Raw genomic sequence first — 25,548 nt, 5'->3', positions numbered from 1 at the left:
CCTTACGCCTTAACAATCTTGATTGCACACTTCTTGTAGTCTGTTTGCTTCGAAATCGGATCAGTTGCATCCAGAGTCACTTTGTTGATCAACTGAGACGCATCGAACCAAGGAACAAACACCAAGCCTACAGGTGGTTTGTTTCGACCACGTGTTTCCACTCGAGTACGAATTTCACCACGACGAGAGATCACTTTGATTTCATCACCACGACGTAAACCACGTTTTTTCGCATCTTCCGGGTTCATAAAACACACTGCATTCGGAACCGCTTTGTAGAGTTCAGGAACACGCTGAGTCATAGACCCTGAATGCCAATGCTCCAATACACGGCCAGTACAGAGCCACATATCAAATTCATTATCAGGTGCTTCTGCTGCTGGTTCATATGGCAACGCAAAGATAATCGCTCTGTTGTCTGGTTTTCCGTAGAACTGGTAGCCAGTACCCGCTTTCACATAAGGGTCTTCACCCTCAATGTAGCGCCACTTAGTCTCTTTCCCATTCACTACTGGCCAACGCAGACCACGCTCTTCATGGTATCGATCGAACGGCGCCAAATCATGACCATGCCCACGACCAAACTCAGCGTACTCTTCGAACAGACCTTTCTGGATATAGAAGCCGAAATCTTTCGCTTCGAAGTTTTCGTAATCTTTGCTGATTTGATCCAGCGGGAATTTATCCACATTGCCATTCTTATAAAGTACTTCAAACAAGGTTTTGCCTTTATAAGATGGATTTTCAGCCAGGATTTCAGCAGGCCACACTTCATCCGTTGTGAAGCGTTTGGAGAATTCAACCAACTGCCACAAGTCAGATTTCGCTTCGCCAGGCGCATTCACCAATTGGTGCCAGAACTGGGTACGACGTTCTGCGTTACCGAAGGCACCTTCTTTCTCAACCCACATTGCAGTTGGAAGCACCAAGTCTGCCGCTTGCGCTGTCACAGTTGGATACGCATCTGAAACCACAATGAAGTTGTCTGGATTACGATAACCAGGCAAGGTCTCTTCATTCATATTCGGAGCCGCCTGGAGGTTATTATTCACCTGAATCCAGTAAGCGTTAATTTCACTGTCTTTTAACTTACGATTCTGTAGCACTGCATGATAACCAGGCTTGCCAGGAATAATGCCTTTTGGCAATTTCCAAACTTTCTCAGCATACTCACGATGCTTAGGATTCTTAACCACCATGTCTGCCGGCAGACGGTGAGCAAAGGTTCCTACCTCACGGGCAGTACCACACGCTGAAGGCTGACCAGTTAGCGAGAACGGGCTGTTACCAGGCTGAGCAATTTTACCGGTCAACAAATGCACGTTATAAATCAGGTTATTAACCCACACACCACGTGTATGTTGGTTCACACCCATAGTCCAGAATGAAGTCACTTTGGTGTTTGGATCGGCGTACATTTTCGCCAACTCAATCAATTTATCTTCTGGAACTTTAGAAATCTTGCTGGCTTTCTCAACGGTATACTCGCTTACAAAGGCTTTATACTCGTCGAACGACATTGGTGAAGAACCACCCGCTTTGTCTGCGTTCTTAGCTTTCTGCTGTAGCGGATGCTCAGGGCGTAGGCCATACCCGATGTCGGTATTACCACGACGGAAATTCGTGTGCTTGTTCACGAAATCCCAGTTCACTGCATTGTTCTCGATAATGTAGTTCGCAATGAAGTTAAGGATCGCTAAGTCCGATTGAGGCTCAAAGGTGATTGGCATATCTGCCAAGTCATAGCAACGGTGCTCGTAGGTAGACAATACCGCCACTTTCACATGAGGTGCGCTTAAACGACGATCAGTCACTCGCGTCCAAAGAATCGGGTGCATTTCCGCCATGTTAGAACCCCAAAGCACGAATGCATCGGCGTTTTCCATATCATCATAACAACCCATTGGTTCATCAATACCAAAGGTACGCATGAAACCAGCCACCGCTGACGCCATACAGTGACGTGCGTTTGGTTCGATGTTGTTGGACAAGAAACCGGCTTTCATCAATTTAGACGCGGCATACCCTTCCCAAACAGTCCATTGACCAGAACCAAACATGCCAATGGCTTTCGGGCCTTTTTCTTTAAGGGTTTTCTTGAACTTCTCTTCCATGATATCGAAGGCTTCATCCCAGGATACCGGCTCGAAGTCACCATTCTTGTCGAACTTACCGTTCTTCTTACGTAGCAAAGGCGTAGTCAGACGATCCTTGCCGTACATGATTTTGGATAGGAAGTAGCCCTTCACACAACTCAAGCCCTTATTTACTTCGGACTTAATATCACCGTGTGTTGCCACGACTTTCCCTTGCTTCGTAGCTACATGGATACTACAACCTGTACCACAGAAACGACACGGTGCCTTTGACCACTTCAGTTCCGTTTCTTTGGAACTGGTGATCACATTACTTGCCTGTGTTGGCAAGCTAATACCCGCTGCCGCTGCGGCCGTAGCTGCTGCTTGTGCCTTGATATAATCACGACGAGTTAGTTTCATCTTTCACCCCTCAAGCTCTTGCTGAGAATCACATTAAATTATGAATTGAATTTTTTACTTAGCTAATCTTGTTCATCATCGACCTGGTGATAGACCAAAGACACATTCACCACGCCTGAAATCGCTTTTAATTGATCAATGATAGAGACCATGCCTCGCTCAGTTTCATGCTCTACCACCACGACCATCTTGCCTTGATCATCATCGACACCACGTATCTCCGCACCTTCGATGTCGTTGATACCCGACTTAACCTGACAATGAACATCCTGTTTAAACTGAACAATCACACTCGAAATGTGATATTCGCCTTCCAATGAGTCCACGTATTGCTCTGGAGATCTCATGGTTTACTGCTACTCCTTTACCCCTGTCTGCTGATCTGCAGCACAGTTATTCATTAAGTTCTTCTTCTCGATAGATGACATTTGAATGGCTTGAGTTGGACACACCGAAAGACACGCACCGCAACCAGTACAGACATCATCGTCAATTACAGGTACCGGGACAGTTGAAGACTGATAGCTCATTCGAATGGCTCGAACGTCACACACATCTTTACAGCTTTGACACACCACCCCTTGATGGGCCATGCAGACACCGTCTAGAGAAACGGAAGAAGAGGAAGAGAACGCCTCAGTAATGTTTGCCACCAAATCCCACGGTTTTTCCTCTTTATTTCGGAACACGGGTTCAGAACAAACATCCACGCACTCAGCACAGAAAGTACACTCCCCATGCTTGAAATTTACGGTTGGATACCCACCATCGCCTTTTTCAATGATCTGCTCAGGACAGACGTCGATGCACTTGGCACAACGAGAACAGTGATCGGTGAACACCTCGGAAGATACCATCCAAGGCATACGAACCTTTTGCACAATCGCAATACTGTTTGAACTGAAACGACCCCGAAATAAAGCCCGACGGGAGAGATCCATACTACGCTCCTGGAGGTCCCATCAAAAGTTGACTAATCCACACCGCAAAGCCATAAGCTCCAACCACTGCCACCGAAAGTACAGGGAACAGCACCACAGTCAGAAACAAAAACATGTTTCTTTCTTCGCCTTTTTCAAACTCGTCCATAACGCCCTCACCGTTGAATATTGCGTTGACCTTTATAGGTTTTAAATAGTAGACAGTTTTCATCTTCTCTGTGAAAAGACTCTATAATTTGTGCAGGTTTATTTACTTGATTAGGATCAACAACCATGGAAATAGAACAGAAACAGCTAAAAAACGTCTTTATTTTTATAGTTTTAACCGTAATATTTAGTTTGGTTTCATGTCGACATATTCACAAGGTCAAAACTCTAAACTGGGAACCGCTTCACAGCTCCCATCGCTGTTCATTTCAACAACCTCAAATACAGCTTTTAAATTCCGATCAAGGTCAGCTGCTCTATCAACAAGAAATTCAACATCAAAATAAACGAATAATCGGAGCGACTTCTACGGCACGACCGATTACGAAAGACACAAGCATTTTGCTGGTCGCTATGGGGCTTAAAAGCAGTGGTGGCTATGCAGTAAAAGTACGAGACATTACACACAGTGATTCGGTGCTGAAAGTTCAGGCAGATTGGATTACGCCATCCCCTGACAGTATGACCACATCAGCATTGACCAGTCCGTGTGAAATGGTGGTCATCAAACACAACTTTACTCAGCAACAATTAGACGGGTTAGTGGTTGAAATATGGGACACAAAGGGTCGAAAAGTTTTATAGCTTCAGTGCATTCTTAAAATACTGCACTGATGTGGCAAAGCCACTTATCGCTTATTGCACTAAATTAATGCAGTCGATAAAAAATTGTAACTGTACGCACCATTATTTTTCATTATCATGGCGCCCTATAAGCGCACATCACAGCTAAACGCAGAAAAAGCCGTTTTTTACCCAAAAATCAGCTATGGCATGATTTTAGCTAAAGTATTCTGTGTTTGTGCATCGAGCGATTGCCCTCACCAGGAAAATCATCGCCGACATAACTAATTTTTAAGACTCGATTTCTACTTGCGCATCCCACTGTGCAAGATAGGCAATAGCAGCCTCAAAGGGTTAAACATGACTAAAGTAACTCGCCAAAAAGTAACCTTCACCAACACAGATAACCTTCGTCTGGACGGAATGTTAGAAAGCCCGGAAAACCCGGTAGCCTATGCATTATTTGCGCACTGTTTTACGTGTTCTAAAACCAGTGTGGCAGCCAGCCGAATTGGCCGCGAACTGGCATTACGTGGTGTTGCCGTACTCAGGTTTGATTTCACGGGCCTTGGCAGCAGTGAAGGCGATTTTGCGAATACTAACTTTTCATCAAACATCGAAGATCTGGTAGCGGCTGCCCGTTTCCTTGAAAACACCTATCAGGCCCCTTCTCTATTGATCGGACACAGCCTCGGCGGTGCGGCCGTATTAGCTTGTGCAGATCAGGTACCTTCTGCAAAAGCAGTAGTAACCGTTGGTGCACCAAGTGACCCGGCTCACGTAGCTCACTTGTTTGAAGCGCATCGCGCAGAAATCGAAGACTGTGGTTGTGCCTTGGTTAACCTGAGTGGTCGTGAATTTACGATTAAGAAGCAATTCCTTGAGGACATTCAGGAACAGAACCTGGACGACAAAATTCGTAAGCTGAAAAAAGCCTTGCTGATCATGCACTCTCCGGTGGATGACACTGTAGAGATCGAAGAAGCCGCTCACATTTATCAAGCAGCAATGCACCCTAAGAGCTTCGTTTCACTTGATCAAACCGATCATTTGATCACTCGTAAAGAAGATGCGGAATACGTGGCAGGAACAATTGGTGCCTGGGTATCACGTTACATCAAGAAAGACGATGCGCCGGTTGCTTTGACTTCTGTGGCATAAGCCTAATCAGAACAAGACTCAGAGTACGTTTAGAACTGCTCAGCCGTGCTACAAAATATAGGTCTATCAAACATAGGCCTACAAGACACAGGCTGAGCAGCTTTTTATCCGGAAACAAAACACCATCAGGCAAACATTAAGAACTGCATACCACTGATTGCAAACCCAATCACAGCTCCAATGACCACCAACGTGGTTTCATCCTGTTCAAAGACAATTCGTAGAACACGCTCAAATTTTTCTTTCGACAACTCAGAAAGATTCGCTTCGATAATCTCTGCCACACGATAGTCCGCTTCAAGCAAACGCTTCAGTTCAGAAACCAATTGAGGTTCTAACTCCAATTGTCTCTGATAATAAAACTCAATGGCTTTATCTGCGATTTCGTCTTTGGACACACCTTCCGGCAAGTGATCAAGATAATTACCAATAATACGATGCAAGATACGACGGGCCGTTTGCTCAAGATCGTCGATAAACGCTTTCTCTTCCAACACCGACATGATTTCATCTACAAACGCAGTTACGGGTAACACATGTTGTTCGCCTACCTGAGCAAACTGTGCAGCGATGTTGCTCTGACGTTTTGGAAATAATCCCTGGAAAGTAACCCCCAAGATTTTCGTTGGCTCACGAGGTCTGAAAATCATTTCAATGGCCAACCAGTTGGTGATCGCCCCCACCAACGTACCAAATAGAAAGATGGTCCAGCTCATTTCAGTAAAAGCGAACAACAAACCTTCAATAGCACCAATAATGGCACCAAAATACAGACCGTAAACTTCGATCATTCGTAATTCCGGCCGAGCAATACTACCGAACAGCTCAGCCAATAAGCGGGAATCCTTGGACAGGCGATGACTAATGACCCGACGAATATCAAACCGCTCGACAAACTTGGCACGAGCAATTTTTACTAATTCGAGCAGTAACGAATGACTGTCAAAACGAATCTGCATTTTTACCATCTGCTGTTGCAATGGCGTCATTTTCTGCCAGTGCTCACCCAACATATCCGGCAGGAACTCCCCGCCTTCAATTTCTTTCCATAATTCAGGAAACTTATTCACAAACGCCTGAGCATGTTGAATATTTACTTTTGGCAACAGGTCTTCCGCTTGAAGCATGTTTTCAGACACTTGCTTTCCAATGGCTTTAGCAAAGCCAGAAGATTTTCGGTGGATAATGCCTTGCCAGCCAAATTTAAAACGACCAATTTGCACCCCGCGCCAAACCCGAGGATAAAAAATCATTTTAATTGCAAGCCAGTTAGTAATCCAACCAATAAAGCCAGCAATAATAGGAATGAGTAGCAACCAATGCAGTCCAATACTTTGATCGATCAAGGTGTCCATCCTTTGGGTATTTATTGTTCTAGTTATTGGGTATTTATTGTTCTGGTTATTGAGTGTTATATCATAACTAAAAATCAGAACAGAGCGAGACAATAACTAAGATTAGACGGAGAGCTTACGCGAGAGAAACGGCCTTGAACACTCAAGACACGACACACAGGCTAAAGACTCCAAAGGTATTCAGAGTGAATCAACACAGTTTAATCAGACTCACCAGGATATAGACAGATACCCCACTGACACCGGCACTCACCAAGGCGATGAGGGCATATTTAAGGAAGGGTTGCCAAGAAAATGAGGACGCACGTTGTTCTTTAGTCTGTTGAATTTCGTCCCGCTCCAGTTGACGGCCGACGGCCAATAACAATTTAACTTCGGGGGTGGCTCGTTCAATAATAAACTCAGCGGCTTCACGCCACCTGGGGTGTTTCTTTCCAACTTTAAGAATATTAATAGCTGCCTGAGAGGTATGAAAACTCATAGGAAAATCCCAAAATCCGTTTTCCTCATCTTAGCAGCCATTAAAAAGAACTTACCAGAGTCTCCATGAGCTGGTTTTAAAGTTCGGAAAACGCCATTACTTCACCACGTTCTGATCTACCTTGTAGCGACTCAGAATGCGTTTAAGCTCAACGGACATTTCAGACAACCTTGATCCCGACGATGCAAGGTCTCTTGCGTTATCAGAAGAAGAGGTCGCATCATCCGCAATACGGACGATACTCTGCGTTATTTCATCCGCCACATAGGATTGCTCATGAGCGGCCGTCGCAATCTGAGCACTCATATCGGTAATTTTAAAGACGGCTTCAGCAATAGCCTGAAGGGTATTACGTGCCTCACTCGCCAGTACAACTGCATCACTGGCATTGCCTTCACTGGTTCGCATAACCTCAGCCACTCGTACAATCCCCGACTGAATCTTTTCTATTACCGCTTGAATTTCCTGGGTTGAGTTTTGTGTACGTTGCGCCAATGTTCGGACTTCATCAGCCACTACGGCAAATCCCCGACCTTGCTCTCCGGCCCTCGCCGCCTCAATTGCAGCATTCAAAGCCAAGAGGTTAGTTTGTTCAGCAATAGACTGAATGACATCCAAAATACCGGTAATGCTCTTACTGTTTTCTTCCAAGTTTTCAACAACCCCCACCGCATTGACCAGATCCTGGCTCAGCGACTGAATGTTACTCACCACATTGGTAATGACTTGCTCGCCTTGTTCTGCCTGAGTCTTGGCCTCTTCTGCTGAAGCCGAAGCCTCCTCAGTTCTGCCCGCCACTTCACTCACAGAGCTATTCATTTCGGTAATGGCACTGGAAGAGGTATCCAATTCTTTAGATTGACTATCCACAGACTGAGCAGTACTCGAACTGGCGGCCGCCACCTCATTTGCCGTATCTGCGATCTCATCACTGTATTTTAGAACCGACAGAATGGACTGTTTCATCCCTTCTGCAACTCGGTTAAAACTATCAGCAATCAATCTCATTTCATCCCGAGTCTGAAGCACCAAACGAACCTCCAGATTCCCATCACACAGCTCTCCAGCCATATCGGACATTTCTTTGATATTTTTCCTGATGCCTAAATAAATCCCCATAAAGAAGAAAACAAGAATACAGGTAATCACCGCAATAATGATTGCCATGGTATTAAACGAGGCCGACGACGCGGATACCCGCTCAGCCATTCGTTGAGTGAGAACCTCTAACAAAGCGTCATACAAAGTTAAAAGATTGCCGATGGTTTTAGTGCCTGTCGCGAAGAAGTCGCTTGCTTCCATCGTTTTAGAGCTCGCTTGAATTACATGTGTTTCTGTAAGATGAATAAAATTGTTTAAGTCTTCCACCGCTTGTCGATAAGTCACCGACAGTTCTTTTTCTAATTCAGGCGCTTCATCAAACAAATACTCCATGTCTTTCTGAAGTGCTTGTAAATAGCGCTTATCCGCTAATGAACTGACGATTAATTTGTTGTCCAGCGTAAAGGCACCAGATGCTATTACACCGGACCCTTTGCCACGTAACTTACCTAACGCTTCCACTTGGTTCGGTAACGTAATCAATAAGGTATTTATGGCATAACTGTTGGCAGGATTCTCTTCTTGTAACAGCCCTCCTTCACGACCCACGGTGTCTAAAAAATCCAGAACAGATGCAATCAACGAGGTATAGTCCGAGAATACTTGGTTAGCCTGACCATTAAATGCAGCGTTGGAGATCTTCTGCCAACGTCCATACAGCGAGTTCGGTATCCCACGATAGTCATGACTCAATATGGTGTGTTGCTCAGTCACCCTCAGCAACTCGTTAAAGCTCTCTTCTACCTTTGATCGTTTGGCTAAGATCTTACTCTCGAATTTTTTATCCCCCAGCAAATACGCATTAGTCATGCCCCGTGTTTGAGCAATGTCTTCAACCAAGTGCCTTAATGGCTGGATATAAGAATTCGCGGATAACGCGGCTTTGGCCAAGGTGCGCGTATCCAAAGAATCTTTCATGATGACGCCGTATCCGACCACCAACGGAATCAGACTAACAGCAATTAATAAAAGAAATTTTTGCTTAAAAGAAAGGTTATTCGAAACACTGACAGCCAAGTCTAAAATGATTTTCACTGGAGCACCCTTTAATGATCACCTCAGATTCATTAAAGACGAATACCCACATCAAACTGTATATTTTTCACTCAACCTGATAATCGGTTAGAAGACGCCCCAAAGATCACGCAGCGCATATTGTTTTGAAACTCTTTGCCCTCTTCAAGGTCTTAAACCTATTGGATTTTGCGAAGAAACAGCACAAATTTCATCGTTGGGAATACACAACACAGAAGAAATTGCTCATATTAAGAACACTTAACAGCTATTAGAAAGGGATAAACACTCATGAAATAACAGACATCTGTTAACCCGTCTGAAGCACTCGGATCAATTATCCAATGCAAACGACCCATTTACGGTTGATGACCGTTGTTTACGACTACCCTCCTTCATAAATTATTCAGTCGATCTCGTGATCATTTGATGAAAAATTCCTGCTCAACAGTTAGGATAGTCAGTCACTTTCGCTTGTAAGGAAGAACAAAAAGGACAAGGCGATGAGTTCAAAAATCAGTTTTCTAAGTATTGGTATTCTTATAATTATGGCAGTTGCATACGTTTCTCTGAAAAACTCACAGTATGATCCAAATGTCGTGATCCAACCGGATACCGATAAAAAGTCATATCAATACATTGAGCTTCCAAACAAGTTAAGAGTATTGCTAATTTCCGACCCAGCCACAGACAAGGCCGCTGCGGCTCTGGATGTGCACGTGGGTAGCCTGCAAGATCCAGAGAATCGTCAAGGTTTGGCACACTTCCTTGAGCATATGCTGTTCCTGGGAACCGAAGATTTCCCTGAAGCCGGTGAATATCAGGATTTCATCAGCAAAAATGGCGGCAGCCATAACGCCTTCACAGCAAGTGAACACACCAACTATTTCTTCGAAGTAGAAAAAAGCGCGTTAGAGCCGGCATTAAATCGCTTCTCTGCGTTCTTTAAAACGCCGTTATTTACAGAAAAATACGTGGATCGCGAAAAGAATGCGGTTCATTCAGAATACCAAGCCAAGTTGAAAGACGATGTTCGTCGCAACTATGAAGTGATCCGGGAAATTATTAATCCTAAGCACCCGGCATCGAAGTTTTCTGTAGGCTCACTCGATACCTTGTCTGACACCGATCAAAGCTCAGTCCAGGATGAATTGAAAGCCTTCTATAAGAAGTACTACTCTGCCAACCTGATGACATTAGTGGTATTGGGTCAGGAAGACTTAGCGACGCTGAAGAGCTGGGTCGAAGAGAAGTTCTCAGCCATCCCGAATCATGAAACCAAACTGGACTCTATTCAGGAACCGCTCTTTACCAAAGGCAGCTTACCGGCCGAGGTGAATATCAACCCTATCAAGAACACACGTACCTTGTCTCTTGTATTCCCAATTGAGTCACTGGCCACTCACTACCGTGAAAAGCCAATTCAGTACATTTCCAACCTGATCGGTCACGAAGGAGAAGGCAGCTTACTGTCAGAACTGAAAGCACAAGGTTTGGCTGACAGTCTCAGTGCCGGTTCCGGCTTCAACAACCTGGAATACGCAACCTTCAACATCAGCATTAAGCTCACTCAAAAAGGGTTAGAGCAATATCAGGACATTGTGTCTGAAGTGTTTGCCTACATTCAGTTGCTGAAAAATGAAGGGCCTAAGCAATCCTTATTCGATGAACAATCCAGCTTGAACAGCATTGCTTTCCGCTTCCAGGAACAACAAGCACCTCGCCAAACAGTGTCGCATCTGGCGGGTAACCTGCAACGCTATACCGCCCGTGAAGTCATTCGCGGCCCATACTTAATGGCTCGCTATGATGCAAAGTTGATTACTCGTTATCTTGATCAACTAACACCTGATAATGTTTTGGTGACCATTGCCGAACCGAATTTACCAACGGATAAACTAAGCAAATGGTATCAAACACCTTATTCTGTAAAACCATTAACAGAAGATGAAATAACCGCCTGGAAGTCTGCGCAACCAAACGGTCATCTTAAACTGCCCGTTGAAAACCAGTTTATCCCTGAGCACCTGACGCTGCTTGAAAATACACAACCCCAGGAGAAACCGGTAAAAATTACCGAAGAAGAAGGCTTCACTGTATGGCACAGAACCAATGTAAGTTTTGATAGCCCGAAAGCCGACATCTTCATCAACATTCGTAGCCCGCAGGGGAACAACACGGCCCAGCAAGGTGTAGCAGGCAACCTGTTCGCGAAATTAATCAACGACAGCCTGAATGAATATTCCTACCCAGCGTATCTTGCTGGCCTGGATTATGCGTTTTATCGCAACTCTCGCGGAGTAACGATCAAGGTCTCAGGGTACAGCGAGAAACTGGAAACTCTGCTTAATACTGTGATCGACAGCATGTTCAATGCACCGCTGGAAGAACAACGCTTCAACATCTACAAAGATGAAACCCTGCGTGCCTACACCAACGAAGCCAAAGACAAGCCTTACAGTTTGGCTTATAAAAAGCTGGTGACTTTGTTGATGAGCTCATCCTGGACGCTGGAAGAACGCATGACTGCGGCCCAAGAGATCACACTTGAAGACATCGAAGCCTATCGGAAAAACCTCTTTAAAGAAATTGAAGTGGTTATGCTAACCCACGGTAATCTGTCTGAAGACGAAGCCAAAAAAATTGGTGCACACGTCAAGCAAACCTTATTCAAAGACAGCCAGAGTACTACTGTGCCAGCTAACCAGGTTGCTAAACTGACCAAAGGTGAAATCACCGGTTTCAATCTGGACACTCAGCATAACGATTCCGTACTGCTTGCTTACTATCAGGGGCTGGAAATATCAGATCAGGAACGCGCACTGGCCGGCTTGGCCAGTCAGGTGATATCTACACCTTTCTACACTGATATTCGCACCGAAAAGCAACGTGGTTATATTGTTTTTGCCACACCAATTCCGTTGGCTCAGGTGCCAGGTTTCACTCTGATCACTCAGTCTCACGTAGTTGGACCAAAAACGCTTTCAAACGACTACCAGGCATTCTTACTTCAATTCCGAGACACGCTGTCTACCATGCAGCCTGAAGAGTTTGATCAACATAAAGCAGCTCTCGTTTCGAAATTGAATGAGAAGCCGCAAAGACTGAGTCAACTTTCCGACCGTTACTGGCAGGAAATTGATCAAGAACAAACGGAGTTCGACAACCGTGAACGTTTGTCTTCAGCCATTGAAGCCATCACCAAAGACGAGCTACTTGCCTTCTACGATCGTTTCTTCTTTGGACCTGAAAGTCGTGAGCTGTTGATTCAATATCAGGGACAAAGCGTGACACCAGAAAAGGCAGAGCTGATTGAAGTTAAGAACCTGATCAGCAACCCAAGAAGTTTCAAGCAAGAACGCCAGTCTTTTTAACGACTTATTAGTCCACTTTTACCCACAAGGGCTCTGACTCTCTAAAAGTCAGAGCCCTTGTTCGCGTTAAAACGTCTAAAGACACACTTCGTCTATTTATATGCAAATTAAGTCTAATCAAAGCTGTTCTTATAATGCTTTATTTTTTGGTATAGTTTCGCTCAACTAAAACTAGACACTTTCCAGGACATACGAGACCAATCATGTCGGAATACAACCTTACCCACTTGAAAGAGCTTGAAGCAGAGAGTATTCACATCATCCGTGAAGTTGCTGCCGAGTTCGAAAATCCTGTAATGCTTTACTCCATCGGTAAAGACTCAGCAGTTATGCTGCATCTTGCGATGAAAGCGTTCTACCCAGCAAAACCGCCATTCCCATTGATGCACGTTGATACCACGTGGAAATTCAAGGAAATGATCACCTTCCGTGATGAGATGGTGAAAAAGCTTGGTCTAGAATTGATCGTTCACACCAACCAAGAAGGTGTCGATCAGGGCATCGGTCCTTTCACACACGGCAGTGCCAAACATACTGACGTAATGAAAACCGCTGCGTTGAAGCAAGCGTTGGACAAGCATGGATTTGACGCAGCCTTTGGTGGTGCACGTCGTGATGAAGAAAAATCTCGTGCTAAAGAACGTGTGTATTCTTTCCGTGATAAAAACCACCGTTGGGATCCTAAGAGTCAACGTCCTGAGTTATGGAATGTATACAACGGTAAAGTAGACAAAGGCGAAAGCATCCGAGTTTTCCCACTGTCTAACTGGACGGAACTGGACATCTGGCAGTACATCTACCTTGAGTCGATTCCTATTGTTCCTTTGTACTTCTCTGCTAAGCGTCCGGTTGTTGAGCGTGATGGCGTAATGATCATGGTTGACGATGATCGTATGCCACTAGAGCCAGGTGAAGTACCTGAAATGAAGAGTGTGCGTTTCCGTACACTAGGCTGCTACCCACTAACAGGTGCAGTTGAATCTGAAGCCGCAACCCTACCTGACATCATTCAGGAAATGTTGCTGACCACCACTTCTGAGCGTCAAGGCCGCGTGATCGACCACGATAGCGCCGCTTCGATGGAGAAGAAGAAACAAGAAGGTTATTTCTAAGGCTTAAGGTAGGAAACGAATATGTCACACCAATCTGATTTGATCGCAGAAGACATTCTGGCGTATCTGAAAGAACACGAAAACAAAGAACTGTTGCGCTTCCTGACCTGTGGTAGCGTTGACGACGGTAAAAGTACCCTGATCGGTCGTTTGCTTCACGACTCTAAAATGATCTATGAAGATCAGTTAGCGTCGATCCAGTCTGACAGTGCAAAAATGGGCACTACCGGTGAGAAACTGGACCTTGCACTATTAGTTGACGGTCTGGCAGCAGAGCGTGAGCAAGGCATCACCATCGATGTGGCTTACCGCTACTTCTCCACCAGCAAGCGTAAGTTCATCATCGCGGACACACCGGGACATGAGCAATACACTCGTAACATGGCAACGGGCGCCTCTACCTGTGACCTTGCAATCATCTTGGTTGATGCCCGTGAAGGCGTAAAAACCCAAACCAAACGTCACAGTTACATTGCCTCTCTATTAGGTATTCGCCACGTTGTGGTTGCAGTGAACAAGATGGACCTGATCGACTTTGATGAAGCGAAATACGAAGCCATCAAAGCGGACTACCTTGAGTTTGCAAAAGAACTAAACATCAAAGACATTCAGTTCGTCCCTATGTCGGCGCTGGATGGCGATAATGTTGTAAACCGCAGTGAGAAATCACCGTGGTACGACGGTAAAACACTGATGGAAATCCTTGAGACGGTTGAGATTGCTGACGACCAGAACTTCGATGATTTCCGTATGCCAGTTCAGTTGGTATGTCGCCCTAACCTGGATTTCCGTGGTTTCCAAGGCACGATTGCATCCGGCATTATCAATGTGGGTGATGAGATTACCGTTCTTCCTTCTGGTAAGAGCAGCAAAGTCAAAGAAATCGTGACTTACGACGGTAAGCTTGATCAAGCGTTCGCACCGATGGCAGTGACCCTTACTTTCGAAGACGAAATCGACTGTAGCCGTGGCGATGTGATCGTTAAATCTGACAACCTTCCACAAAGTGCCGAGAAAATCGACGCACACATTGTATGGATGGCAGAAGACGCTTTGACGCCAGGTAAGGAATACATCATCAAGCACAACACCAACAGCACAACGGGCCGTGTTTCTACACTTCGCCACCGTGTTGATGTGAATACCCTTGAGCACAAACACGCGGCTCAATTGGCGTTGAATGAAATTGGTCTGTGTGAACTGACGCTGAGCAAGCCAATCAGCTTCGATGATTACCAAAAGAACAAAGGTACGGGTGCTTTCATCATCATTGATCGTCTAACCAACATCACCGTTGGTGCAGGTATGATCCATGTTTCTGAGAAAGTAGAGAGCATTGACCTTGATGCACTGACACCGGTAACTCAGGAAGAACGCGAAGCGCGCTTCGGTCAGACTGGTTCTGTGATCCTATTGTCAGACGAACAAGCCAACCTAGCGTCTGCGCTAGAGCGTTTACTGTTCAACCAAGGCCGCGCTGTGGCAATTATTGATGAAGACTCTTGCGGTTCAGATGCAGCACACAATGCAGCCGTTGCAGCTCAGTTTGCTAAAGCGGGCCTGATTGCCATTTGTGCTCTGGAAGCCGGATTCGAAAAAGAGTTAATCGACTCTGCGTTTGACGGTACTAACGTGATCGACGTGACTGACGAAGGCACGCCTGAAGAAACGTTAAAAGCACTATTAAACTCGCTTTAATCTAAAGCAAGTTCGCTAGTCCCCAAAAGCCTCATCTTCGGATGGGGCTTTTTGGTTTCTCCCTGTTCAAACCACCTCCTATTATCCAAATTAGCCCTTACCGACGGTCAACGCCACTAAGCAACCGGTTCTCATTTTCCCGATCTTTATAACCAACTCATCTAAACGTGCTTTCTTAATAGCCATTTCAACTTTGCAAAAGACCCACTGCTGAACTTTAGTGAAATATGTCATAGAAGGAAATTGACCAAAAATTAAACAGGCATATAGGGCTATGAATACGGCACACAAACATCCTGAAAAATCACTATCAGCAGAAGAGTTATTGGCGGAACGAAATCGGTTAGAGGAGTTATATCGCGATAAATACACGCGTGAAATCAGTGTTATGTTCACTGATTTAAAAGGCTCGACCGCGCTCGCTGAAACGCATGGTGATTTAGCAACCAGGGAGTTAGTAAACGCACACAACAGTATGCTCTACCCCATTATTAATCAGAACTCCGGGGTGCTGGTTAAAACAATGGGGGATGGCACCATGTCCTATTTTGAGTCCGGCGTACAGGCCATCCGTACTGCCATTGCTTTCCAGCAGGCAGTATCCAATAGAAATAAAAAATCGAAAGACAATCTCCCCTTAGAGGTCAGAATTGGTATTCATACCGGTGTTGGCATCGTCGAAGAAAACGATATCTATGGGGATGTCGTCAATGTGGCCTCCCGATACGAGGGACTAGCCGAAGCCGGTGAAATCTACATATCAGATTCCACCTGGCTAACCGTCGAAGATAAAGACGAGTTCTACATTCGCTTTCACAAAGAATCGAACGTCAAAGGCAAAAAAAACATCATTCAGGTCTACAAAGTCTTTTGGGATGAAGAAGAAATCAAACAGGATGCAGACATTGAACATCCACTACCATCATCTCATCAAAAGCCCACCAAGAAATCCCGTATCACAGCATCAGGTATCGTTCGTCTCATCATTGCTGCTGCCGTAATGGTCGGCAGCGTATATGCGTTGATGAGCCTTATGGATCAGAATTTTACGGATGACATCATCATAGATACTCGAACCAAACAGGATGTCGCCGCCCCTGAACGGAAACCCTAAAGGACAACCAAAGGACAGCTATGCAATCAGCACCTATCTCCAATCCTGTAGATAGATTGAGCAGCGGTATGCTCAAAATAGGCTTTGCTGTCTGTGGCCTTTTTATTCTCTATATGTCACAGCTTCGAATCGCCCTTGATCAACAGTTCATACTTGGCTGGGGGCTGGTCGCACTACTGTTTGTCATCCGCATGACCAATCTGACCGAAAAGCAGTTTGGCCGTGTTTTTCTTGTGCTGATCGCCAGTTTCATTTCGATTCGCTACTTTGTCTGGCGAGTTCAGGACACGCTCATCTACATTGATCCACTGGAGTTTTTCTTAGTCGCTATTCTGTTTCTGGCGGAAGTGGATGTATTTCTGGTTCACTTTGTAGGAATGTTTACCAACATCTGGCCTCTGAATCGAAAAGATCAACTGGTAGATTTACCTGACAATGAACTTCCTACGGTCGATATCTTTATTCCCACTTACACAGAGCCGGCAGAAGTGGTCAAGATCACGGCCACGGCCTGTACTCAGATTAACTACCCGAAAGACAAACTCAATATCCACATTCTTGATGATGGTGGTACCGAACAACGCTGTGACCATCCTTCATTAGGAGCGGTCAGTCGTCACCGGGCCAGACAACTCAAGAAAGTGGCTGGTGACTTAGGCATCAGCTATATCACTCGTCCTAAAAATGAACATGCCAAAGCGGGCAACATCAACCATGCGATGAAAACCACCTACGGCGAACTGATTTTGATTCTGGACTGTGATCATGTGCCAACCAATGACATTCTGCGGAGAACCGTAGGCTGGTTTATTAAAGACCCTAAACTCTATCTTGTTCAGACCCCGCATTTCTTTATCAACCCAGATCCTGTAGAGAAAACGCTGGGATGTTTTCACTCTGCACCCAGTGAAGGCGAAATGTTTTATCGAGGCAATCAGCCCGCCAACGATTTCTGGAATTCAGCATTTTTCTGCGGTTCAGCAGGCGTGTTACGGCGAACCTTCCTGGACGAAGTAGGTGGCATTTCAGGGGACACCATTACCGAAGATGCCGAGACCTCAATTAAACTTCATGCCAAAGGTTACAACAGTGTCTATGTCTCTCGCCCAATGGTGTGTGGGCTCTCTGCAGAAACCTTCAGTGATTTCATCATACAACGTTCCCGCTGGTGCCAGGGGATGCTTCAGATCGGCCTTCTTAAAAACCCCATGCTCAACAAGGGCCTAAAGTTCTATCAGAAGCTCTGTTACAGCAGCAGTTACCTCTATTGGTTTTTCGGTTTTGCCCGCTTTATTTTCTTCGTCGCACCTACGCTCTTTTTATCAACCGGAATTCAGCTGTATCACGCATCGTTGGAACAAGTGACCGCCTATGCCCTTCCCCACTTGTTTGCCAGTTTCCTGATGATGAGCATGCTGTTCGGAAAATACCGCTGGCCTTTATTTTCTGAACTCTATGAAACCGTTCAATCGATCTTCTTGTTGCCCGCCACTCTTGGCGTGATACAGAACCCCAGAGCGCCATCGTTTATCGTAACCCCCAAAGGCGCAACCTTAACCAAAGATTTTCTGAGCCCGTTAGCGCCTCCGTTCTATATCATGATTCTGATCATGTTGAGCTCTCTCCCGGCCGCCATATTTAAATGGCATGACAATCCCCAACTCCATGACGGCATCATCATCTGCACCAGTTGGTTAATGATCAACTTATGTATTGCCTATGTCTCTTTGGGCATATTCTGGGAAAAACATCAGGTACGGAATTATCATCGCGCATGGGCTTCGGGCCCGATCCGAGTTCAGGTTGGCGATGTTACCTGGTCTGGGTCACTGACCGATTTTTCACTGACAGGGTTAGGTTTTCATCTGCCGGCTCAATCTGGTATCACCAAAGGGCAAACCATTATGGCGCGCGTCAAAAACAGTCAGGGAGAAGACTTTCTTCTGCCCTTTAAAGTGGTACGCGCCACCCCCAAAGGCGATGAAATTATTGTCGGTGGCGAATTCAAAGATCCCGAAGCCCACTACCAAGAGTTGGTTCATCTGGTCTACGGTGATAGTCAGCGTTGGATGGACTTTTGGAACCGAGACACGAAACCACCATCGCTGCTCAAAGTCTTCGTTGATTTCCTAAGACTGGGTATGAAAGGCGCCCGTCAAACCACCCGGGGTATGTTCGTGTATTTCAGGAACAAGGCGTATCTGTTCCTTAAACATTTATGGATTACGGCCTTACGGAGGCAGCATGAGATCAAGTAGCTTACAGATCTTCATATTTGCAATTTTCAGCGTTTTTTCATTCAACGCATTCGCCATCAAACAAGTCATTCCATTAAAAGACATCACCAAAGTCGATACCGTACAACTCAAGTGTATCGCCAGTGAATACGAAGTCATGCTACCTATTCCTGAACGCTGGGAAGTAAAAAAAGCCAGTCTGGAATTTGGTTACTATAACTCGGCAGCCCTACTTAAACGGACCTCCCAAATGGTAATTGGCCTTAATGGTGTGCCTTTATCCCAAATCAAACTCGATCCACAGGCACCGGAAGGTTATGCGGAAGTTGATCTCCCCCCGTTATTATTGGAAAACGATTACAACAGCTTTCGCATTGCCGTCTCACAACATTACGCCACCGAATGCGAACTGCCTTGTATGCCGGAACTTTGGACCAAAGTGATGATGAACGAGGCCAAATTAAACATCGAATACGAGCTTAAACCCGTTCCACTCAAACTCTCAGCCGTGTCGAATTTCCTGTTTGATCCTAAGAGCTTCCCGACAGGCAATGTTCATATCATAGGTTCAGAAACCCCTGAAGATGATTTTCTAACGGTATTAAGCATGACCACGTCAGGAATATCACTGCGCTACGACTATCGAAAAACCTACTTCAGCTACGGCCAGACCATTCAACAAGGCAAGGACAATGTTCTGCTCGGTAACTACGAGCAGGTAAACAAACTACTTTCAAAGTATGAGCTGTCTATGGAAGGGGACGGCCCCGCCATCAAAGTCTTCCACTTACCCAATCGATACAAGAATACCCAACGAGCGGAAGACGAAGCCGAATGGTTGGTTACTCAAGATCCAACCTATGCCTTATTGGTGATTGTCGGGGACAACATTAAGGATTTAAAACTGGCAGCGGAAACCGTGGACATCATGTCGATTCCTTTTCCCCATTCGCAAAGTATGCAGGTTAAGGAATTCCACATGCCCGAAATTGCCTTGTATTCAGGCAAGCAAATCCTACTCACAGATAAAGAATACCCCTTCAAGAAACTGCAATATTCCACCCGAACCTTTCGTGGCTTTAACTCTTCGCCGGCCGACATCGTATTTCGGGTGCCCTCCGATTTCATGGTCAAACCTAATGAATACGTCGAACTGTCTCTGGACATAGCCTATGGTGCCGCATTAAGAATCGACTCAGCGCTTAATATTCTACTGAACGGTCATCATGTGGGCGCCATTCACCTGGATGATTCAAGTGGCTCCATTATCACAGGCTATAAACTGAGATTACCCACGCACCTCTTCCGAGGCGGGCTGAACCAGCTTTCATTTTCCGCCACCCTGACTCCGTTTGTGACAGAGAACTGTTCTTACGTGCAATCCGAAAACTTGTTCCTTACCTTGTTTGACTCTTCGACCATTCTCTTTCCCGAAATGCCCCACCGGGTAGAAATGCCGAATCTCGGGCTGTTTTTCGTGAATGGATTCCCTTACACACGATGGCCTGACGGCTATGAAAGTCAGGTCTACCTGACCAGTAACAGCAATCTTTCCATCTCATCAGCACTTAATCTGGTCGGTCTTCTGACTCAGAAAAACGGATATCCATTATTTGGCCTGGAATTCACCACGCAGACACCTACAGACTACAAAGGCGAACTGATTGTGATGGGCACCATCGAAAATATCCCGCCGCTCTATTTTCAAAACTCACCACTGAAGATCGGGGAAGAACATCAGGTGCCGTATCCCGTGTTTGAAAGCTGGGATCAAAAACAGGCGCTTGCTTACAGTCGACAAGTCAGTGATGTTGGAGATGAACAGGGCATAATTTTCCAAACGGCTTCGCCCTACCAGGAAGGTCGGACTATGACCGTCTACACCTCTAAGAAGGAGGAAGGGGTATCGAATCTCGCTCGCGCTATCCTTGAGCCGACTGTCCAAACCGCCGCTATTGGTGATCTGGTCTTTGTCGATTACATCTACAATGAATACAGCCATCAACTCTTTGGTAATGGCCTCGACTACCAGGTCGTAGCGCTGTCGGCAGGTGACACCTATATGACAGGAAAGGCAGGAATGATTTCCAAGCCCGACTATTATCTCACCAAGGATCAACGCATTTACTGGGCCGCCTTAATAGGAGGGTTAATCGTTCTAAGTGCATTTATCTATTTCATCTTGAGACGACGACATCAGCAGAGATCCTGATTTAAAGAGGTGGACTCAGTGAAACTCTCTGCGGCTCTAACAAGTACAAAGATACCAGCAAGGTTGATGACATTCTCACTTCATCAACTCGGCCGCATTGTATTCGTTTGCCTTGTAATCTTCTTCTATGGTTGTGCCTCCTACCCTAAGGAATGGCAAGAGTACAAACACCTCTTTCTGGCTAATGGACGGATTCTGGACAGGGGTAATGGCGACATCAGTCACTCGGAAGGCCAAGGCTACGGATTACTGTTAGCATTGCACTATCAGGATCAGGCGGCTTTTGAGCGCATATGGTCATGGACTCATAACAAACTGCAGGTACGGGATGATCATTTGTTTGCCTGGCAATGGGCTAAAGCAGAGAAAGAGAGCGAAGGCAGGCAAGCAGACTATCGAATCACCGACAGCAACAATGCAACCGATGGTGATCTACTCATTGCCTGGGCATTATTCCAAGCCGGACAGCAATGGCAGAAATCCGACTACCTTGCCTCTGCAAGCCAAATTGCAGACTCCATTCTGGAACAACTGGTTGTGCCGCTGGATCGGCAGCGCACGCTGCTGTTACCTGCCCACTATGGTTTTCAAAAATCCACCCAGATTGCCTGGAATCCCTCGTATCAGATTCTTCCTGCCTATGACTCGATGGCTGAACTTCACCAAAACACACAGTGGGAAAATCTAAAACGCACCAGCGAACAACTGCTGATCAGCAGCTTACACCCTGAAACTAAACTGCCTTCCGACTGGGTCTCAGTCACACCCAATCAAACCTCACTGCTCTCATCCAATATGTCTCAATGGCCGGAGAAACGGAACTACTTTGGTGACGAAGCCATTCGTGTCTTCTTATACCAACTATGGCAACCCAAGTTACTGATCGAGCCTTACTTTTTATTTGAGTACTTTGAACAGCACAACCGTCTTCCTCGCTATGTCCAAGGAACAAAGGCTCTACCAGAGAAAGAAGCAATGGCAGGTTATTACGCCATTCTCAGTGCCAACGCGCGACGATTAGGAAAGAACACATTAGCCGATCGACTGCTACTCAAAGCCGATCAACGCATGATCACGGAGAAGAAAAACTACTATTCCCACACACTCTACTTGCTGGCCATTCATGCCGCTCAGCAGGTAACACCATGAAAAAACATGCCATCACATCGCTTCTCGTGGCTGTTCTATTCTTCAGCACAACACTTCTGAACGCTGCAATCAATACCGATTACCCCATAGAAGAAGAGTTTCAGGACGATGGTACCCGTTACACCGTTTTGGTGGTTAGAAAAGTCTCAGAACAACAAGCCACAGAAGATGCCATTTACATCAGTTCCTTTCTAAACCTACCCGTCTTCGTTGTTCAAAAAGATCAGACCTACTCTGTTTATGTGGGAAATTTTATCCATCAACAGGAAGTACCCAATTTGATGGTGCAATTAAGAATGAGCGGCTATCGCAGACTCTCCTACAAGAAAAAAAACTGGGCGCCAGAACAAGAGTCTGCACAGTTTAATCAGCAATACCTTTCAGCCTATGAAACGCCTCCTAATACAGAGGAGAGTCAACTCAAAGAGGATGCCGTGAAGATCATCGGTGAGCAACCAGACGCTCAGCCCGACTTGTGGGTATCGGTTCCGGATCATCCCGTCTTTGAAAACGAGCTTCGACAAGGCTGGTTGTTTTTAAGTCTGAATCACTTAGAACAAGCCTGTGATCACTTCGCAGAATTAAGAAAAAGCGAACTCATTAAAATGAAAGCCACCTATGGTTTGGCAACTTGCTATCACAAGACCAATCAGCCCGAACGCTCTGTACCGCTGTATACCGAGTTGCTGATCAATAACCAAGGAATCGAATACTTCATCATCGAATTTCTGGATGACCTGAATGCGTTGGGTCGTACAGAAGAAGCTCAACACTACCAAAACCTGTTTGAATCACTGACCAAAAACTACTGGACCAGCGAGCAATATTTGTTGAGTTTCAGAGAGAAAGTTCTTCAAACTATCCATGAAAATGATGCCGGTAAAATGTTTGCTCTGCTTGAAAGTCATGAGCGTTTGCTGAATCGTTGTGAAGCCATAGGCAGTTTCTACGGTGGCGCAAACTTTCTAAAACGCGTAGGTCATACCCATCAAGCGAAACAATACTATCTGAAATTAATGGAAAAGTGCCCTGAGAAATGGCATCTGAAACTGGGACTTATATATTCCCTATCCAGTTTATCTTCCACCAAGGAAAACCAAATTCGCATCTCTCAAGAGATGCAACAAACAAACGCGCCAGCATCCTATCAGAGACGTTTAAATAGTTTGTTGTTCGAGCTTGAACTGAACAAAGCGTATGCCCTGCCAAAATACACACAAACAGCGTATGAGCAATTTCAATCCTTAAATCAACGTTATCCGAATCGTCCTCAAATATTAAACCAACTCGGCTGGTGGCATTATCAACATGAAGAGTTTGATCAGTCTTTGGCGTTTTTTAAACACAGCCAGGACATTCGTGCTACCGACGAAGCCAACAAGGGCATTCTCTACAGCCTGTTACGGCTGGGTAAGAACGAAGAAGTTCGTCAACAAGCAGGAAGCCAACCTGTTGAGGATATCCAGTTAAATCTACTGAAAGATCAGCTACGAGAATTAGAGGTTAATGATCCTCGCGTGGATGAACTGACGCAACAGATTCTCGTGCTAGCACCCGACGATCTTCCCACAAAAACGACACGTGCCTGGCATTTATATGAGGTTCAAAAATACTCCGAATCCCGAGATGCCTTCGCTGCCCTGCGTCAACAGCAGCCTAACGACGTATCTTTTCTCAAAGGCCATGTATATAGCCTGATACAGTTGGGAGATGCAGATCAAACGGAAGCCATCCTTAGTGAAGAACAACCTCAAGACGAGGATCTGGAACAAGTTGCTGCCGGCATTTACATGGATAAGGCCATCTTCAACTATGAAACTAAACACTACTCCGCAGCGCTCAATTACACCAATAAGTACTTAGCCTTAGAGCCCAACAACCAAGATGCACTGGCCCTCAGAAGCTGGATTCATTTTCATCTGAACGAGAAGTCAAAAGCCGTCTCAGACCTTGAAAGCGTATGGCAAGACAACCCCTCTCATGAACACACCAAGTCACTGTTGTTCTTGTATCGAAGTCAATATCAAGATTCTCCAACCGATACGAGCTATCAGGAATTTTTGGCACAGTTGCAGGGGTCATACAATCGAGATTGGAATACCCTGGCAGCCAATGAATTCGCCTCTATCAATCACCCCGTTCGCGCGGCGCAAGTTTCTGATGATCCTAACACCAGCTATTACAACGCCAATAGCCCCCACGCTCACCTCGCCTTCGGTCTGCGAAGAAAATCTGGTGATAAAGGCACCTCTCAGCTCCAACAAGTTGGCGCCTATTTAGGAGCTGACATCTATTCCAACAATGGAAAACAGTGGCGTTTGCAATTGGGATGGGAAACCTTGGATGCAGGTACCCTACCTCAGTCCCCTTTTATCGGAAGAGCCTTTCTCTCTGAGGAGACCAACCAACCCAAACAAACCCCGGACACAAAGTTAAGCGCCAAACGGATATGGCTACAACATATCTCTGAAACCGGCTTCCTTAAATCAGCAACACTAGGGACGACTGCCATTAATTCGATCATCTCAACTCAACCGGTTTTTGAACTGGAAGGCAGCTTTCAAACCAACCTACTCGAACAGCGAATCGGTCCCTATTGGAATATTCATCAACGCTTGCTCGATGACACCCTGCTCAGTTATCTAGGACAACACGACCCATACTCGGAACAAGAATGGGGACGCGCAATGAAAACCGGCGTTACCCTTGGTAATCAATGGACACTAACCACACCGTACTGGCTAAGCGCAAATGTATCGGGAGATTATTACTGGGGAAAACATCTGTGGGAAAACTGGTCCATAGAAGGCAATGCCTCTCTTGGAAAAACAGACATCTACGACACTCACCTTCGCAGTCTTGGAATCTATACAAACCTACAACATTACGACCGAAATTCTAACTTTTTTACTTTTGGTCATGGCGGTTACTACAGCCCACAGCTACTGATTGGTGCAGGCCCTTTTGCTGCGTGGGAAGCCCGTCGACAAAACATACAATTTTGGTGGAAAGCTGAAACCTCAATCGGAGCATTCTGGGAGTTAGCAGACAGCGCCCCACTTTATCCAGTCGATCAACAAGCCCCCGGAGAATATGACAGTGATTCTGGATTGGGCATAGGTGCTCGGATTAAGGTCCAATATCGGAAACTTTGGAACAGTTACTTTGAAACCTCAGGCCTGCTAGAGTGGCGGAAAGCACCCGATTATGACGAAGCCAGGGCTCAAGCCACCTTCCGTATTTACTTTGAACCTAGAAATGCCTTAACCACCTTTGAGGTGCTCGACCGAATCGAATTACCTTAACACCTAACAATTAACCCTATCGGCA

General features: G+C 45.7%; 17 protein-coding genes. 10 read left to right on the top strand and 7 right to left on the bottom strand.

All coding sequences use genetic code 11. From position 1 onward, the window contains the following. Positions 1-2: 2 nt before the first annotated feature. From napA to napE, 4 genes are all read right to left on the bottom strand, one after another. Complete coding sequence (gene napA, locus QQL66_RS01515; protein ID WP_284377941.1) at positions 3-2,498, bottom strand: nitrate reductase catalytic subunit NapA; 2,496 nt, start codon at positions 2,496-2,498, stop codon at positions 3-5. 62 nt (positions 2,499-2,560) lie between these two features. Beyond that, a complete protein-coding gene (locus tag QQL66_RS01510; protein WP_284377939.1) occupies positions 2,561-2,845 on the bottom strand; it encodes a chaperone NapD in 285 nt (94 codons plus the stop codon). Between the two features lie 9 nt (positions 2,846-2,854). Beyond that, entirely contained in the window at positions 2,855-3,439 is a 585-nt protein-coding gene (gene napF, locus QQL66_RS01505) for a ferredoxin-type protein NapF (protein ID WP_284377936.1), read from the bottom strand. 1 nt (position 3,440) lies between these two features. Further along, positions 3,441-3,587 carry a periplasmic nitrate reductase, NapE protein gene (gene napE, locus QQL66_RS01500; RefSeq protein ID WP_284377934.1) on the bottom strand — a complete coding sequence of 49 codons (147 nt, stop codon included), beginning with the start codon at positions 3,585-3,587 and terminating at the stop codon, positions 3,441-3,443. 125 nt (positions 3,588-3,712) lie between these two features. Between napE and QQL66_RS01495 the strand changes: the two genes are divergently transcribed. Both QQL66_RS01495 and QQL66_RS01490 read left to right on the top strand, forming a co-directional pair. Further along, positions 3,713-4,231 (top strand): protease complex subunit PrcB family protein, encoded by a 519-nt coding sequence (locus tag QQL66_RS01495; RefSeq protein WP_284377932.1) that lies wholly within the window; start codon positions 3,713-3,715, stop codon positions 4,229-4,231. 339 nt (positions 4,232-4,570) lie between these two features. After that, on the top strand, positions 4,571-5,371 hold the full coding sequence (locus QQL66_RS01490) for an alpha/beta hydrolase family protein (RefSeq protein ID WP_284377930.1): 801 nt from the start codon (positions 4,571-4,573) through the stop codon (positions 5,369-5,371). Between the two features lie 125 nt (positions 5,372-5,496). Here the strand turns inward: QQL66_RS01490 and QQL66_RS01485 are convergent, their stop codons facing one another. The 3 genes from QQL66_RS01485 to QQL66_RS01475 form a co-directional block, all read right to left on the bottom strand. After that, on the bottom strand, positions 5,497-6,717 hold the full coding sequence (locus tag QQL66_RS01485; RefSeq protein WP_284377927.1) for a DUF445 domain-containing protein: 1,221 nt from the start codon (positions 6,715-6,717) through the stop codon (positions 5,497-5,499). A gap of 199 nt (positions 6,718-6,916) precedes the next feature. After that, the gene (locus QQL66_RS01480) at positions 6,917-7,207 is read right to left on the bottom strand and encodes a hypothetical protein (RefSeq protein WP_284377925.1); all 291 of its coding nucleotides are present in this window, start codon (positions 7,205-7,207) and stop codon (positions 6,917-6,919) included. Positions 7,208-7,303: 96 nt separating this feature from the next. Next, positions 7,304-9,343: a methyl-accepting chemotaxis protein gene (locus tag QQL66_RS01475; protein WP_284377923.1), complete on the bottom strand. Its 2,040-nt coding sequence runs from the start codon at positions 9,341-9,343 to the stop codon at positions 7,304-7,306. A 482-nt stretch (positions 9,344-9,825) separates the two neighbouring features. Between QQL66_RS01475 and QQL66_RS01470 the strand changes: the two genes are divergently transcribed. The 8 genes from QQL66_RS01470 to QQL66_RS01435 all read left to right on the top strand — a co-directional run bounded on the left by QQL66_RS01470 (position 9,826) and on the right by QQL66_RS01435 (position 25,523). After that, on the top strand, positions 9,826-12,696 hold the full coding sequence (locus tag QQL66_RS01470; RefSeq protein ID WP_284377921.1) for an insulinase family protein: 2,871 nt from the start codon (positions 9,826-9,828) through the stop codon (positions 12,694-12,696). A gap of 203 nt (positions 12,697-12,899) precedes the next feature. After that, positions 12,900-13,808: a sulfate adenylyltransferase subunit CysD gene (gene cysD, locus QQL66_RS01465; protein ID WP_284377919.1), complete on the top strand. Its 909-nt coding sequence runs from the start codon at positions 12,900-12,902 to the stop codon at positions 13,806-13,808. A gap of 21 nt (positions 13,809-13,829) precedes the next feature. Next, complete coding sequence (gene cysN, locus QQL66_RS01460) at positions 13,830-15,506, top strand: sulfate adenylyltransferase subunit CysN (protein ID WP_284377917.1); 1,677 nt, start codon at positions 13,830-13,832, stop codon at positions 15,504-15,506. Positions 15,507-15,780: 274 nt separating this feature from the next. Next, positions 15,781-16,620, top strand: a complete 840-nt coding sequence (locus QQL66_RS01455) for an adenylate/guanylate cyclase domain-containing protein (RefSeq protein ID WP_284377916.1) — start codon at positions 15,781-15,783, stop codon at positions 16,618-16,620. Between the two features lie 20 nt (positions 16,621-16,640). Continuing rightward, positions 16,641-18,878, top strand: coding sequence for a UDP-forming cellulose synthase catalytic subunit (gene bcsA / locus QQL66_RS01450; protein WP_284377914.1), 2,238 nt, complete (start codon positions 16,641-16,643; stop codon positions 18,876-18,878). After that, on the top strand, positions 18,865-21,069 hold the full coding sequence (locus QQL66_RS01445) for a cellulose biosynthesis cyclic di-GMP-binding regulatory protein BcsB (protein WP_284377912.1): 2,205 nt from the start codon (positions 18,865-18,867) through the stop codon (positions 21,067-21,069). Before bcsA ends, QQL66_RS01445 begins: the two co-directional genes overlap by 14 nt. 66 nt (positions 21,070-21,135) lie before the next feature. Then, positions 21,136-22,218, top strand: coding sequence for a family 8 glycosyl hydrolase (locus tag QQL66_RS01440; protein ID WP_284377909.1), 1,083 nt, complete (start codon positions 21,136-21,138; stop codon positions 22,216-22,218). Further along, the gene (locus QQL66_RS01435; RefSeq protein ID WP_284377906.1) at positions 22,215-25,523 is read left to right on the top strand and encodes a cellulose synthase subunit BcsC-related outer membrane protein; all 3,309 of its coding nucleotides are present in this window, start codon (positions 22,215-22,217) and stop codon (positions 25,521-25,523) included. The genes QQL66_RS01440 and QQL66_RS01435 overlap by 4 nt, the downstream gene beginning before the upstream one ends. Positions 25,524-25,548: the final 25 nt, after the last annotated feature.

This window comes from Litoribrevibacter albus, from assembly GCF_030159995.1.
Classification (GTDB): Bacteria; Pseudomonadota; Gammaproteobacteria; order Pseudomonadales; family Litoribrevibacteraceae; genus Litoribrevibacter; species Litoribrevibacter albus.
Note: the sequence above shows the minus strand (reverse complement) of the source record. Positions and strands in the feature narration are given on the sequence as shown.